13 protein-coding genes are annotated in these 14,369 nt (G+C 72.2%); 5 read left to right on the top strand and 8 right to left on the bottom strand.

Annotated elements, in window-relative coordinates; genetic code table 11:
* Positions 1 to 17: 17 nt before the first annotated feature.
* The 4 genes from KBX50_RS29925 to KBX50_RS29910 form a co-directional block, all read right to left on the bottom strand.
* Positions 18 to 977, bottom strand: coding sequence for an asparaginase (locus tag KBX50_RS29925; protein WP_210941214.1), 960 nt, complete (start codon positions 975 to 977; stop codon positions 18 to 20).
* Between the two features lie 93 nt (positions 978 to 1,070).
* Positions 1,071 to 1,898, bottom strand: a complete 828-nt coding sequence (locus KBX50_RS29920) for a 3-keto-5-aminohexanoate cleavage protein (protein ID WP_210941213.1) — start codon at positions 1,896 to 1,898, stop codon at positions 1,071 to 1,073.
* Between the two features lie 44 nt (positions 1,899 to 1,942).
* On the bottom strand, positions 1,943 to 3,055 hold the full coding sequence (locus KBX50_RS29915) for a folate-binding protein YgfZ (protein WP_210941212.1): 1,113 nt from the start codon (positions 3,053 to 3,055) through the stop codon (positions 1,943 to 1,945).
* Positions 3,052 to 3,480, bottom strand: coding sequence for a Fur family transcriptional regulator (locus tag KBX50_RS29910; protein WP_210941211.1), 429 nt, complete (start codon positions 3,478 to 3,480; stop codon positions 3,052 to 3,054). The genes KBX50_RS29915 and KBX50_RS29910 overlap by 4 nt, the downstream gene beginning before the upstream one ends.
* Before the next feature lie 68 nt (positions 3,481 to 3,548).
* Here KBX50_RS29910 and KBX50_RS29905 point away from each other — a divergent pair, with 68 nt between their 5' ends.
* On the top strand, positions 3,549 to 4,397 hold the full coding sequence (locus KBX50_RS29905) for an aminotransferase class IV (protein WP_210941210.1): 849 nt from the start codon (positions 3,549 to 3,551) through the stop codon (positions 4,395 to 4,397).
* Positions 4,398 to 4,461: 64 nt separating this feature from the next.
* On the opposite strand, the gene KBX50_RS29900 is transcribed toward KBX50_RS29905, so the two are convergent.
* Entirely contained in the window at positions 4,462 to 5,055 is a 594-nt protein-coding gene (locus tag KBX50_RS29900) for an FABP family protein (protein ID WP_210941209.1), read from the bottom strand.
* A gap of 42 nt (positions 5,056 to 5,097) precedes the next feature.
* Positions 5,098 to 5,202, bottom strand: a complete 105-nt coding sequence (gene mtfM / locus KBX50_RS33455; RefSeq protein WP_046570768.1) for a small membrane protein MtfM — start codon at positions 5,200 to 5,202, stop codon at positions 5,098 to 5,100.
* A gap of 12 nt (positions 5,203 to 5,214) precedes the next feature.
* On the opposite strand from mtfM, the gene KBX50_RS29895 reads away from it, so the two are divergent.
* The 3 genes from KBX50_RS29895 to KBX50_RS29885 all read left to right on the top strand — a co-directional run bounded on the left by KBX50_RS29895 (position 5,215) and on the right by KBX50_RS29885 (position 8,112).
* A complete protein-coding gene (locus KBX50_RS29895; protein ID WP_093403402.1) occupies positions 5,215 to 5,589 on the top strand; it encodes a DsrE family protein in 375 nt (124 codons plus the stop codon).
* Between the two features lie 94 nt (positions 5,590 to 5,683).
* Positions 5,684 to 6,064, top strand: a complete 381-nt coding sequence (locus tag KBX50_RS29890; RefSeq protein WP_210941208.1) for an SCP2 sterol-binding domain-containing protein — start codon at positions 5,684 to 5,686, stop codon at positions 6,062 to 6,064.
* Positions 6,061 to 8,112 (top strand): glycogen debranching N-terminal domain-containing protein, encoded by a 2,052-nt coding sequence (locus tag KBX50_RS29885; protein WP_210941207.1) that lies wholly within the window; start codon positions 6,061 to 6,063, stop codon positions 8,110 to 8,112. The genes KBX50_RS29890 and KBX50_RS29885 overlap by 4 nt, the downstream gene beginning before the upstream one ends.
* 30 nt (positions 8,113 to 8,142) lie before the next feature.
* Here the strand turns inward: KBX50_RS29885 and KBX50_RS29880 are convergent, their stop codons facing one another.
* Positions 8,143 to 8,997: a hypothetical protein gene (locus KBX50_RS29880; protein ID WP_210941206.1), complete on the bottom strand. Its 855-nt coding sequence runs from the start codon at positions 8,995 to 8,997 to the stop codon at positions 8,143 to 8,145.
* Between the two features lie 12 nt (positions 8,998 to 9,009).
* Positions 9,010 to 9,549 (bottom strand): winged helix-turn-helix domain-containing protein, encoded by a 540-nt coding sequence (locus tag KBX50_RS29875; protein WP_210941205.1) that lies wholly within the window; start codon positions 9,547 to 9,549, stop codon positions 9,010 to 9,012.
* A gap of 288 nt (positions 9,550 to 9,837) precedes the next feature.
* Here KBX50_RS29875 and KBX50_RS29870 point away from each other — a divergent pair, with 288 nt between their 5' ends.
* Positions 9,838 to 14,214 carry a S8 family serine peptidase gene (locus tag KBX50_RS29870; RefSeq protein WP_210941204.1) on the top strand — a complete coding sequence of 1,459 codons (4,377 nt, stop codon included), beginning with the start codon at positions 9,838 to 9,840 and terminating at the stop codon, positions 14,212 to 14,214.
* Positions 14,215 to 14,369: the final 155 nt, after the last annotated feature.

The following is a 14,369-nucleotide window of genomic DNA, read 5'->3' as shown; positions in this document are numbered from 1 at the left end:
GGTGGGGTGGGGGTGGGTTACCAGAGGGGGCGGGTGGCGCCGACGGGGAGGGTGCCGCCGAAGATCGGCACCTCGGCGAACTCCGCAAGCACCGGCGCGTCGACGCCGAGCCGGCGCAGCGCTGAGACCAGGACCGGCATCCGGGCGCGGCCAGCACCGTCGTCGATCTTCAGCGCCACGGCACCGACGCCGGGCAGTGCCGCGGCGATGACACCCTCCGCGCCGATCTTCGCCAGCAGCCCGGGTACGCCACGCATCAGTCGGGTGTCGTCCGCCTGCGTACCGCCGACCACCTCCGGATGCGCGCGCATCGCGTCGGCCACCAGGCCCGCCCCGGTGTCGCCTTCGGCCGCGACCAACCGCAGGTATGCCGTGGCCAGTCCGGTCAACGACGCGGACAGCACCGGAGCGCCGCAACCGTCGACGCCGACGGCCACCGCCTCCTCGCCGGTGAACTCCTCCACCGTCTCGCGCAGCCACCGCTGGAGCGGATGCTCGATCCGCCAGTAACCCTCCAGCGGCCAGCCGGCAGCACGGCAGGTCAACAGCATCCCGGCGTGCTTGCCGGAGCAGTTCATCTGGACCCGCGCAGGGCCGCCGCCGGCCCGCAGCACCGCCATCCGTGCGAGATCACCCGCCGGCAGATCCGGCGGGCAGTGCAGGGCGTCCTCGCCGAGCCCGGCACCCGCGAGCAGCCCGGCGACCCTGGCCAGGTGGAACTCCTCCCCCGCGTGGCTGGCGGAGACGATGGCCAGGTCGGCAGGCTCGGTGAGCGGCAGCCCGGCGCGGAGCATCCCGACCGCCTGCATCGGCTTGTTCGACGAGCGCGGAAAGATCGGCGAGGTGACGTCGCCCGCCGCGGCCAGCGACGCACCGGCACTGTCGAGCACCACCACCGAGCCGCGGTGCACGCCCTCCACGAAGCCGGACCGGACCACCTCGGCGAGCGGTACGCCGCCCTCGTACGTCTTTCCCACAACGTGGACGGTACCGAGGTGTCCGGCCGACCTCACGCCGGGGTGAGCAGGGACTCCACCTCCGGGCGTAAAGAACGCTGGGCGACTCGTGCCTTACAGGCCGAGCAGTTCGCGGGCCTCGGCGGTGTTCAGCGGCGGACGCTGCGCGAGCTGAGCGAAGCCGACCGCACGCGCGACCAGTTGCATGTTCGACTCCACCGGGCGGCCCTTGGCGTAGGTGACCGTGTCCTCCATCCCGACCCGCAGGTGGCCGCCGGCCGAGAGCGCGGCGAGCAGCACCGGAAGGCTGGTGCGGCCGATGCCGGTCGCCGAGAACGTGGTGCCCTCCGGCAGATCCCGGAGCATCTGCTGAGCCGCCACGAACGTCGCCGTGGTTCCCGGCATGCCTCCCGGCACACCCATCACGAAGTCGACGTGAACGTGACCGCCGTGCGGCAGGCCGTACTTCCCCAACAGGCGCTGGAGGGCGCTGAGGTGGCCGAGGTCGAAGATCTCGTACTCCGGCACGATGCCCCGCCCCTGCATCCGGGTGTGCAGCTCGACCACGAACTCCCAGCGGTTGAGGAACACCTCGTCACCGAAGTTGACCGTACCCATGGTGCAGGAGGCCATGTCCGGGGCCGCGTCCAGCACGGCGAGCCGGTCGGCCTCCGGGTCGGTGACCGCGCCGCCGGTGGACAGTTGCACGATCAGGTCGGTGCTCTCCCGCAGCGCCGCCACCGTCGCCCGGAGTCGGCCCTGATCCAAGGTCGGCCGGGCCTCGTCGTCGCGGATGTGCACGTGGATCACGGAGGCACCCAGCGCCTCGCACTCCTTGGCGGTGAGCAGCAACTCGTCGAGGGTCACCGGCAGCGCCGGCACCTCGGTCTTCGCCGACTCCGCGCCGGTGGGGGCAACCGTGATCAACGTCCCTGTCGTCATGCCGGCGATCCTAGAGCGCCCCCGGCCACCAGCGGTGTCGGTGTCTACGAGGGGTCGATGGCGGCGGCGCTGTCGCCCACCCGGAGCGCGGCGTCGTCAGGCACCGAGCGCTTGACCACCGCGAGCGCGACCTGCCCCAGCTCGTGATGAAGCACCGCGGTGCCGACGAAACCGACCGTACGGCCGTCCAAGGTCACCGGGGAACCGGCGACCGGCAGCTGGTCCGAGGCCACCCCGTCGAGGTGCAGCAGCACCAACCGGCGTGGCGGACGGCCCATGTTGTGCACCCGGGCGACCGTCTCCTGCCCCCGGTAGCAGCCCTTGTCCAGGTGCACGGCCGGGGCGATCAGGTTCACCTCGGCGGGGATCGTCCGGTGGTCGGTGTCGACGCCGACCCGGGGCCGCCGGGCGGCCACCCGCACCGCCTCGTACGCCCACAGCCCGACCGGGGGCACCCCGTTGTCGCGCAGCCGCGTGACCACCTGGTCCATCGCGGGCCGGGGAACCAGCAGGTCCACCCCGAGCGGGCCGCGCCGGGCCCAGCCACCCTGCGGCAGCGGCTGCACGTCGTAGCGGGCGGTCGGGCGGGGCGGCAGCTCACCGGAGCGGAACTTCGGACCGGGCAGCCCCACCACGTCCGGCTCGGCGAGCGGCGGCACGTCGAGCAGGGCCACCGCTTCGGCGGCCTTCGGCCCGACCAGCGACAGCAGCGCGTGCTCTGTGGTGACGTCACGCGGATCGACCTGGCTGAAGAACCGCATCTTCTCCAGGTAGGTCAGCAGTCCCGTGGTCGCCCCCGGCTCGGTGTCGAGCCAGGTGGTGTCACCGTCCTCGGCCACCATGGCGTGCTGCTCCAGATGGCCGTGCGGCGAGAGCACGAGGAGCTCGGTGCCCTGCCACGGGCCCAACTCGGCCAGGTGCTGGGTGGTGAGGGTGTGCAGCCAGGAGATGCGCTCCGCACCCGGCACCGCGACGACGCCCCGGTGGGAGCGGTCGACCAGGCCGACCGCGGTGTCCAACTGGCGCTGCTCGCGCATCGGGTCGCCGTAGTGCGCGGCCACGCCCCGCACCCCGGCTGCGGCGTGCGCCGGCTCCGGCTGGTCCCGGCTGGCCTCGTCGATGCTCTCCACGGCCACCGCGCCCGCGATGTCGATCATGTCTGTTCCCCGTCTCCGCACCGCGCGCACAAGCCGAAGAAGGAGACGTGCCCGATGTCCACCCGGAAGCCCCGTTCCCCGGCCAGTTGGTCGGAGAGCGGACGCATCAGTTCCGGATCCATCTCGTCGATCGCGCCGCACTCGCGGCAGACCAGGTGCACGTGCTGGTCCTCACCGGCGGCGTGGTAGGTCGGCGACCCGTGCGAGAGATGGGTGTGGGTGACCAGGCCGAGCCGCTCCAGCAGCTCCAGCGTGCGGTAGATGGTGGTGATGTTGACCCCGGCGGCGACCTCGCGTACGGCGGTGTGCACCTGCTCGGGGGTGGCGTGCCCCAGGTCCAGCACCGCCTGGAGGATCAGCTGTCGTTGCGCCGTCAGCCGCAGCCCACGGGCGCGGAGCAGTTCCGCGAGGGAGGATTCGGACACCCCCCGATCATAGTTCGGCCGCGCGCGTACCTCCCGGCGCGACCGGCACCGCACTATGCTCGGCCCCCGTGGTGACCTCGCGGATCGGCGTGCTGGGTCGCGGGCGGCTGCCGGCCGATGAGCCGGTGCTGCGCGCCGACGACCTCGGCGTGCTGCGAGGTGACGGGCTCTTCGAGACCATGCACCTACGTGACGGGCGAGCCTGGCTGCGCCAGGAGCACCTGGCCCGGCTGCGGACCGGCGCGGCCGCCGTGGAACTGGCCCTGCCGGCGGACGACGCCCTGGTCGAGCTGCTGGACGAGGTGGCCGCCGACTGGCCGGCCGAGGTGGAGGGCGCACTGCGGCTGGTCTGCACCCGGGGGCCGGAGCGCGGCGGACCGCCGACTGTTTACGCCACCCTGTCGGAGGTCGCCCCCGCGGCCCGGCGGGCCCGGCACGACGGGGTGAGCGTCGCCACCCTCTCCCTCGGGGTGCCCGCCGAGGCCCGGCCGGAACTGGACTGGCTGCCGGCGGGCATCAAGTCCACGTCGTACGGGGCCAGCAGCGCCGCCCGGCGCTGGGCCGCCCGGGCCGGCGTGGACGACGTGCTCTGGATCTCCTCCGACGGCTACGCCCTGGAAGGACCGACCGCCAACCTCGTCTGGCTGGCCGGGGAGACGCTGGGCACGGTGCCCGCCGCACGCACCGGCATCCTGCCCGGCACCACCGTCGCCTGGCTGCTCGCCCACGCCGCCGACGTCGGCTGCGGGGCCGCCGAACGCATGGTCACCCCGACGGAGCTACGCGAGGCCGAGGGGGTGTGGCTCACCTCGTCGGTACGCGGCCTGGTCGCGGTGCACACCCTCGACGGTGAGCCGCTGCCACCCAGCCCGCTTACCCGCGCGTTGCAGCAGCTGCTCGGCTTCCCGATGTCGTAGGCCACGTTTCCTGAGGCTCGCCGGAGCTGGTGCCGCGGCCGGGGCGGACCCGGTTCGAGGCGGATCAGCCGGCGACCCGGATGAGGCGGGCCGACAGGTGCGGAGACAACGGCTGACCGACGGCGGCCATGTCCTGCGCGTACAGCAGGGCGCCCTCGACGATGCCGAAGAGACGGTGGCCGGCGGTGACCTCCTTGGCGGTGGAGGTGCGCACCACCGCGTCGGTGACGAACTCCACCTGGGTGCCCTTGCGCCGGCCGACGTGCAGCTCCATCACCCCGGTCGGGGTGGTCAGCAGGGCCTCCAGCTCGTCGGTGGCCCGGTCGCCGTCCAGCACCGGACGCCACCAGCCGACCTCCCGGCCGGCCGGCCGCACCGGGCGGCTCTGCTCGTCGAGGATCCACGCGCGCGACTCGTAGTGCAGGAACGGGCGCCCGTCGTGGCTGATCCGGATCTCCTGGGCGAAGTCGAAGTCCTCGATGGTGGGGAAACCGCCCCGTCCCCGCCCCCGCCACACACCGATGTACGGCAGCAGGCCGTCGAGCGTGGGGTGCAGCTTCGGGCCGACCCGCAGGTCGTGACTCTCCTCGAAGGGGTACGCCTCCACCGGCGGCGCGTTCAGCCAGGGCGGCGGCGCCAACGGATTGTCGTCACTCACCGGACCACCTTCGTTCGCGACTGCGGGCCTCGCAGAACCGGATCACCACTTGCCTCTCGATATGCGTACCGCCAGATAGACCAGGCCACCCGCGAGCGCGCCCAGGCCGGCGACCAGCAGGCTGACGAACCCGATCTCGGTGACCATCCGGGTCATCCTATGCTGGCGGTCATGGCCCGCACTCTCGTCGTCAAGGCCACCGCCGGCGCCGACGCACCGGAACGGTGCGCCCAGGCGTTCACCGTGGCAGCCACCGCAGCCGCCGCCGGGGTGCCCGTCTCTCTCTGGCTGACCGGGGAGTCGACCTGGTTCGCGCTGCCCGGCCGGGCGCAGAACTTCGAGCTGCCGCACTCCGCCCCGCTGGCCGAGCTGCTGCACGTGATCCTCGCCACCGGCACCGTGACGGCCTGTACCCAGTGCGCCGCTCGCCGGGACATCGACTCCGGCGACGTGCTCCCCGGAGTACGGATCGCCGGGGCGGCCGTCTTCGTCGAGGAGACGATGGCCGAGGGCGCGCAGGCGCTCGTCTACTGACTCGCCGGTCAGCGCCCGGGCAGGCTCACCGGGCGCTGCCTGGGAAGGCGGCGGAACCCGCCCGACAAGGCGGGCGAATGCCTACGATTCGGTTGTGACCGAGGCCACCCAGCAGTTCTTCGCGACCCTGCCGGCCCGCGCCCCGGAAGTCCTCCGCACTCCGGTCGCGGGAACGCTGCGGATCGACCTGTCCGAGGGACACCGCACCGAGCACTGGCTGGTCCGGATGCGGCCGGGCGCTGCGGAGGTCGACCAGGGGGCGGAGCCGGGTGACGCGACCTGGTACTGCGGGGCCGATCTCTTCGACCGGCTGGTCACCGGACGCTCGCAGGCGATCTCCGCAGTACTTCGTAACGAGAGCACCTTTCGCGGCGACGTGGTGCTGTTTCTCGCCTTCCGCCTGTTCTTCCCGTCCGCACCCGGCACCCGCGACCCGCGCGAAGTCGCCCGCGAGCACGCCAGGTGGACCCGGTGAAGGAACTGGTCAGCATTCTTGACGGCAACACGTTCCTGGTCAGCGACCGCCGTGGAGACGTGGAGCCCTCGCTGGACTTTCCCACCGGTTTGTTCGCTTTCGACACCCGGTTCCTGTCCACCTGGCTGCTGCTGATCGACGGTGAGCGGCTGCACGCACTTTCCATCGATGACGCCGAGTCCCATCGGACCCGCTACTTCCTGGTGCCGGGCGAACCGACCCACTTCCTGGACGCGAAGGTCTCGGTGATCAGGAGTCGGGCGATCAGCGGCGACCTGTCCGAAGAACTGACCGTGCTCAACCACTCCGGGCAGGAGATGAGCTTCACCGTCCGGATGGAGATGGCGTCCGACTTCGCGGACATCTTCGAGATCAAGGACACCCAGCGCAAGAAGGGGCACAACACCGCCGCACCGGGCGAGAACACGCTGCGGCTGACCTACCAGCGGGACGCGTTCCACCGCGAGACGACGATCACGAGCAGCGCCGCCGTCCAGGTCGACCGCCGGGGTATGACCTTCCCGATCCGGATCGGGCCGCACGGCGAGTGGACCACCCGGTTGACGGTCAACGTCGTCATCTACGGCGCCCGGGGTCAGGACGTCCGCTCCCTGCTGCCCTTCGCGGGCAGCAGGACGACGCCGGCGATCGAGGCGGAACACGCCGAGTTCGTCGCCCGGGCACCCAAGCTGGGCTGCGACTGCGAGCCGATGGCCGGAGCGTACCGGCGCAGCCTGACCGACCTGGCCGCGCTGCGGTACGAGTCGATCGCGCTCGGCGTCCGCCTGATGGCCGCCGGCCTGCCGTGGTTCATGACGCTGTTCGGCCGGGACAGCATCTTCACCTCGCTTCAGGTGCTGCCGTTCGTACCGGAACTGATCCCACCGACGTTGACCATGCTGGCGGGGCTTCAGGGCCACCGGGTGGACGATTTCCGTGACGAAGAGCCGGGAAAGATCCTGCACGAGTTGCGCTACGGCGAATCCGCCGGCTTCGAGGAGCAGCCGCACTCGCCCTACTACGGCGCGGCCGACTCGACCGCCCTGTTCGTGATCCTGCTCGACGAGTACGAGCGGTGGACCGGCGACGTCGAGTTGGTCAAACGGTTGGAGTTCTCGGCACGGGCCGCGCTGACCTGGATCGACACGTACGGCGACCTGCTCGGCACCGGGTACGTCTGGTACCAGACCCGCAACCCCAAGATCGGCCTGGAGAACCAGTGCTGGAAGGACTCCTGGGACGCGATCTGCTATTCCGACGGTCGGTTGCCGAGCTTCCCCCGGGCGACCTGCGAGTTGCAGGGCTACGCCTACGACGCCAAGCTGCGCGGTGCCCGGTTGGCCCGACTGTGCTGGAACGACCCGGTCTACGCCGACCGGTTGGAGCGGGAGGCCGCCGAGTTGAAGGAACGCTTCAACCGGGACTTCTGGCTGCCCGACAAGGAGTACTACGCGCTGGCCCTGGACTCCGACGGCAGCCCGGTCGACGCGCTCACGTCCAACATCGGGCACCTGCTCTGGAGCGGCATCGTCGACGATTCCCGGGCTCATCGGGTCGCCGAGCACCTGCTCGGTCCCCGGCTCTTCTCCGGCTGGGGCGTCCGTACCCTCGCCGACGACCAGGGACGTTACAACCCGATCGGTTACCACGTCGGCACCGTCTGGCCGTTCGACAATTCGATCATCGCGTGGGGTCTGTGGAAGTACGGTCTCCGCGAGGAGGCGGGTCGGATCTGCGAGTCGATGTTCGCGGCGTCCCGCTACTTCTTCGGCCGGCTTCCGGAAGCCTTCGCCGGCTACGAACGTGATCTGACCGACTACCCGGTGGAGTATCCGACCGCGTGCAGCCCACAGGCCTGGTCGGCGGGCACCCCGCTGCTGTTGCTGCGGGTGATGCTCGGACTCGAACCGCAGGGCGAGCACCTGATCATCGACCCGTACGTGCCGGCCGGGATGGGCCGGGTGGAACTGTTGGACATTCCCGGCCGGTGGGGCCGGGTGGACGCGCTGGGTCGCAGCCGCGACGAGGGGCCGCGACGACCGGATTGAGCGCCCTCAGCTTCGCCAGCGGGGTGGCGCTCAGCCGGCGCACCCCGTCGTCGCGGCGACCACGACCTGTTCCGGCTGGAAATCGGCCAGCACCGCGACGCCGTCGTGCCGGTAGGCGTACACCTCTGGGGTTTCCACCACCGGCGTGCCGCCGGCCAACGGCGCGAGTGCGGCCTGCGGCGCCGTGGCCACCGGGTCGACGACGGAGCGGATGGTGCGGGCCGCCCCGCCACCGGGGCAGGGTGCGCTCACCACCGACGTCCGGTCGCTGACACGGCCGTCCAGCGCACGTACCGCCTCGGCCAGCGCGGCCACCTCGGGGCCGGCCGGGGCGGCCCCTGCGCTGTCGTAGTCGTCGCCCACCGGGCGGCACCCGGTGTCGACGGTGAACCGGATCCGGCCGTCGGTCGCCGGCCGCCCGGTCACGGTGACGAACTCGCCCGCGTCGGCGCGCAGGCGCGGACCCTCCGGGGTGAGCCGGACACCGGCCCGCCACCGCGCGGGCAGCCGGTCGGCGACCCGCTCCAGCAGGGCCTGCTCCTCGCCGACCGGCGCGGCCAGGTCGACCGCGCGGGTCAGCGTCGCACCGTCTGCGAACGGACTGATCCGGCAGCCCCGGTCGACCTCAGCTGGGACCAGCGCCGGCACACCGGCGTCAGCCGCCGCGACGATTTCACCTATCGCACCGTCGACCACCGGCCCGGCCTGCGTGAGGGTGCGTTGTTCCCGGACGGTCGGTGGATCCTCGGCCGACGACATCCAGGTGAGGCCGGCCAGCAGCACGGCCCAGACCGCCGTCACCGCGATCAGCCAGCGCGGCCACCGGGAGCCTGCGGCCGGCGGTCGGGAACCGGTCGGTGCGGCGGTGTGGACGGCGTTGCTCACCCGGTCATCGTGTCACGCCTGGTGTGACCGTCCGTCCGGACGCCCGTCGCCAGCCTCCGGCGGCATGCTCAGCCGGTAACCAACGCCGCGTACGGTCTGCACCTGCGGCCCCTCGGGCAGCGTCCGTAGCTTGCGACGCAGCCGCTTCACCGCCGAGTGCAGGATCGCGGTGTCGCCGAGGTAGGCGCCGCCCCAGACGGAGGCGAACAGCCGCTCATAGCTCCACAAAGTGATGGGCGGACTGACCAGCCGGGCCAACAACTCCCGCTCGGTACGGGTCAACCCCAGCGGTGCACCACGCCAGGTGACCAGGTGCCCTGCCCGGTCGACCGTCAGATCTCCCCAGGTGGCCGGTCGATCCGCGGGCCGCTCGGCGGGCTCGTCGAGCGGCCCACCCGGTTCCGCCGACGGGGCGGGGAACACCGCCCGCAGTTGGGCGAGGTCTGCGCAGATCACCACCGGCCCGACACCCTCCAGCCGCTGCACCACGCGCTGCCGGACGGTGGCGTCGGAGCTGACGCAGACCACGATCGGAAACTCTGGACCGGACACGACGCCTCCCCCAGGGCACCTCTGACCTGCGACTCCCACCGATCGCCAGTGACGGTCACCGATGACGCCCAGTTGCAGCCTAACTGTCAGGATCGCGCCTCGTCACTGACCGAGTACTGACCGACGCCGTCCATTGATCACCGACGGTCGGGGCAAGAGCATGACTTTCAGCGGGCGGAGGCACCACCACCGGCCACCCACATCGCCCCGGCCGCTGCGCGCAGCCGCGTCGCGGCGCGCGGGTGTGCGGGCCCGAACGGATCGGGACCGACGACGTGGGGAGGAACATTGTTCACACGACCATCCACCCGGTCGCCACGATGGCGGGCGGTGGCGGTGTTGACCGCTGCCGTGCTCGCCGTCACCGGCCAGCCCGCGCTCGCCGCGCCGGCCCAACCGCCGGTGGCGCACCGGGCCGCCGTCGACCCGGCGCTGCTCGACCAGCTCGGCACCACGTCGACCGCACCCTTCCTGGTCTACCTGGCCGACACCGCGCCGTTGGCACAGGCCAGCCGGCTGCGTGACCCCGACGCCCGGGCCGGCGAGGTGCACCGTCTGCTCACCACCACGGCCACCCGCACCCAACGCGACCTGCGTACGCTGCTCGACGAGCGCAAGGTGCCGCACACCGCGTACTGGATCGCCAACGCGGTGCGGGTCGAGGGCGACAAGGCACTGCTCGACGAGATCGCCCGCCGGCCCGAAGTGGCCCGGATCGAACCGAGCCGCAGCTACCCGCTGGTCCGGCCGACCGCGACCGAGACCGCTCGGGCGCGTACCGCCGCCGTCGAGTGGGGACTGACAAACATCGGCGCGCCGCGGGTGTGGGACGAGTTCGGCGTCCGCGGCGAGGGCCTCGTGGTGGCGAACATCGACAGCGGCGTGCGCTACGACCACGCCGCCCTCGTCGGCTCCTACCGGGGCAACCTCGGCGGTGGCAGCTTCGACCACGCGTACAACTGGTTCGATCCGGCCGGTGTGTGCGCCGGCACCGCGCCCTGCGACAACAACGACCACGGCACCCACACCATGGGCACCATGGTCGGTGACGACGGCGCGGGCAACCAGATCGGCGTCGCCCCCGGCGCGAAGTGGATCGCCGCCAAGGGCTGCGAGTCGAACGACTGCTCCGACGCCTCGCTGCTCGCCGCCGGCCAGTGGGTGCTCGCGCCCACCGACGCCAACGGCCAGAATCCCCGGCCGGACCTGCGGCCCGACATCGTGAACAACTCCTGGGGCGGCGACGGTGGTGACCCCTGGTACCAGCAGACCGTGGCCGCCTGGCGGGCCGCCGGCATGTTCCCCGTCTTCTCCTCCGGAAACGACGGTCCGGCCTGTGGCAGCGCCGGATCACCGGGTGACTACACCGACGCGTACGCCGTCGGCGCGTACGACGTGAACAACGTGATCGCCGGTTTCTCCGGGCGCGGCTCCGGCACCGACCCGCTGAAGCCGAACATCGCCGCACCCGGCAGCAGCGTCCGGTCCAGCGTCCCCAGCGGCGGATACGCCTCGTTCAGCGGCACGTCGATGGCCGCACCGCACGTGGCCGGCACGGTGGCGCTGCTCTGGGCGGCGGCACCCGGACTGCGCGGGGACCTCGCCGCGACCGAGGAGCTGCTGGACCGTACGGCCCGCGATGTCGACGCCACCACCTGCGGTGGCACGCCGGCCGACAACAACGTCTTCGGTGAGGGACGACTCGACGCGTACGCGGCGGTGCGGGACGCACCCCGTGGACCGGTCGGCCGGGTCACCGGGGTGGTCACCGACTCCGGTGACGACGACCCGCTCTCCGGCGCGACGGTGACCGACGGCACCCGCAGCACGACCACCGACGCCGACGGGCGCTACGCGCTCACCCTGCCGGCCGGCGAGACCACCCTCACGGTCAGCGCCTACGGCTACGCCGACGAGTCGTCGACCGTCACGGTGCCCGACGGTGACACCGTCAGTTTGGACTTCGCCCTGCTGGCCACCCCGGCGGTCACGGTGAGCGGAAAGGTCACCGACGGTTCCGGCCACGGCTGGCCGTTGTACGCCAAGATCGAGGTGGCGGGCCGGCCCGGCGGGCCGGTCTTCACCGATCCGGTGACCGGCCGCTACTCCGTCACCCTGCCCGGCAACACCTCGTACCGGCTGACCGTGACCGCGCAGTACCCGGGCTACCGCACCGTCACCCGTGAGGTGGCGGTCGGCGGTGACGCCACCAAGGTCAACGTGGCGGTACCCGTCGATGCCGCCTGCACCGCCGCCGGCTACACGGCACAGTTCGGCACGCCGCTGCTCACCGAGAGCTTCGACGGCACGAGCGCGCCGCCCGGCTGGAGAGTGGAGAACCGCACCGCCTCCGGCGGCTGGGTCTTCGACGACCCCCGCTCCCGGGGCAACCTCACCGGCGGCAGCGGTGGCTTCGCCATCATCGACAGCGACGCCCTCGGCTCCGGCAACACGCAGGACACCGACCTGATCGCCCCGCCGGTCGACCTGTCCACGACGGCCGCACCGGTGCTGCGGTTCCGCAGCGACTGGCGAGCCGTCGGCATCAGCGACACCGCCGACATCGACGTTTCCACCGACGGCGGGGCGAACTGGACCAACGTCTGGCACCAGACCGCCAGCCGGCGCGGCCCCCGGATCGAGGAGGTACCGCTCGACCCGGCCGCAAACGCCGCTTCCGCGCTGGTCCGCTTCCGGTTCAAGGGCACCTTCGCCTGGTGGTGGCAGGTGGACGACGTGGAGGTGGTCAACCGCGAGTGCTCGCCGGTGCCCGGCGGGCTGGTGGTCGGCACCACCACCGACCGCAACACCGGTGACCCGCTCAACGGTGTGACGGTGGCCAGCGACCACCGTCCCGAGGACCGGGCGGTCTCGGCGGCCACACCCGAGGACCCGGCCGAGCCGGACGGCTTCTACTGGCTCTTCTCCGGGCTCACCGGCACCCACCCGTTCACCGCGGACCGCACCCCGTACGCGCCGGTCACCAAGGAGGTGACGGTCACCGCCGACCGGGTCAAGCGGGCCAACTTCGCCCTCGCCGCCGGCCGGCTGACGGTCAGCCCGACGTCGATCGAGTCACATCAGCCGTACGGCAGCAGCCGCACCACCCGGGTGACGGTTCGTAACAGCGGTACCGCGCCGGCCAGCGTCGACCTGCTGGAACGGGCCGGTCAGTTCGAACTGCTCAGGCGCGACGGCGCGCCGCTGCGGGAGCAGAAGATGAAGGGGATCAGCAAGGCCCGCACCGGCACCCCGTACGGCGGGGCGGCACCCCAGGCCGCTACCGCCGAGGACGAGGCGTGGACCGAGATCGCCAAGCTGCCGGCGTCGATCTACGACAACGCCGCCGCGTGGCTGGACGGGAAGATCTACTCGGTCGGTGGTGGCGGTGGCACCGGCACCGAGCGCAAGGCATGGGTGTACGACCCTGCGCCGGGTGCCTGGACCGCCCTGCCCGATCTGCCGACGGTACGGTCCAAGCCCGCTGCGGCGGCGGTCGGCGGCAAGCTCTACGTGATCGGAGGTTGGGGCGCTGACGACGCCACGGTCGCCACGGTCGACGTCTTCGACCCGGCCAGCGGCACGTGGAGCACCCTGCCGGGAGCGACCAACCCGGCCCCGGTCGCGGCGGCCGGCTCGGCCGTGGTCGGCGGGAAGGTCTACCTGGTGGGTGGCTGCGCCGACGCCACCTGCACCGACAGCGACGGTCTGGTGGTGTTCGACCCGGCCACCGGCTCGTTCAGCACCGGTGCCGCCTATCCTCACCCGGTGTCGTGGCTGGCCTGCGGCGGGATCGGCGCCTCGGTCTACTGTGCCGGTGGCACGGGCAGCACCGAGTACACCGACGCCTACCGGTACGACCCCGCTGGCGACACCTGGAGTCCGCTGCCGGATCTGCCGTTGGAGCTGTGGGGCTCGCAGTACGCGGCGGCCGGCGGGCTGCTGGTGCTGGCCGGTGGGGTGACCGATGGCTCCACGGCGGTCACCAACCGAACGGTCGGCTTCGACCCGGTCACCGGCGCCTGGCGTGACCTGCCCAACGCCCGGTTCAGCCGGTACCGGGGGGCCGCCACCTGTGGCGCGTACAAGATCGGAGGGTCGCCCAGCTCCTTCGTGGGCAGCGCGGACAGCGAGCGGCTCGGTGGTCTGGAGCTCTGCGCAGCCGAGGCCGACCTGCCCTGGCTGGACAGTTCCCCGGCCACCTTCACCCTCGCGCCGGGCGAGTCGCGGACGGTGACCGTCACCCTGACGGCCACCGAGGCGGCGGGCGTCGCCCAACCGGGCCGGTACGCGGGCGAACTCGCCATCGCCTCCGACAGCCCCTACCCGGTCACCCCGATCTCGGTGGAGATGAACGTGTCGCCGCCGGCCAGTTGGGGCAAGATCCGGGGCACCGTCACCGGCACCACCTGCGGCGGTGTCACGGTCGGTATCCCGGCGACGGTGCGGGTGAACCTGATCTCGGCCGGCACCGGGACGACCCTCACCGCCGACGGCAACGGGCGCTACGCCTGGTGGCTGCCGAAGGGCCGCTACGAGGTGATCGTGGCTAAGGACGGCTGGGTGCCGCAGGTACAGCGCCATCGGATCGAGGCGGGCATCGTCGGCACGCTCGACTTCGCCCTTGAGCCCGCCTCCACCTGCACCAGGGCCACCGGAATCTGACCTGACCAAACGGCGGGGCGCCGGCCCTCACGGGCCAGCGCCCCGCCCCAATCCCGCTCTCAACCCCCCGCCACGACCCCAACACCCCGCCCGCGCAACCCCCGCCAACGCCCCACCCGGAACCCCCGCAACGCCCCACCCGGAATCCCGCAACG

Origin of the sequence: Micromonospora sp. C51 (assembly GCF_018070435.1) — a bacterium.
GTDB lineage: Bacteria > Actinomycetota > Actinomycetes > Mycobacteriales > Micromonosporaceae > Micromonospora > Micromonospora sediminimaris.
This window is presented reverse-complemented; position numbering and strand designations above follow the sequence as displayed.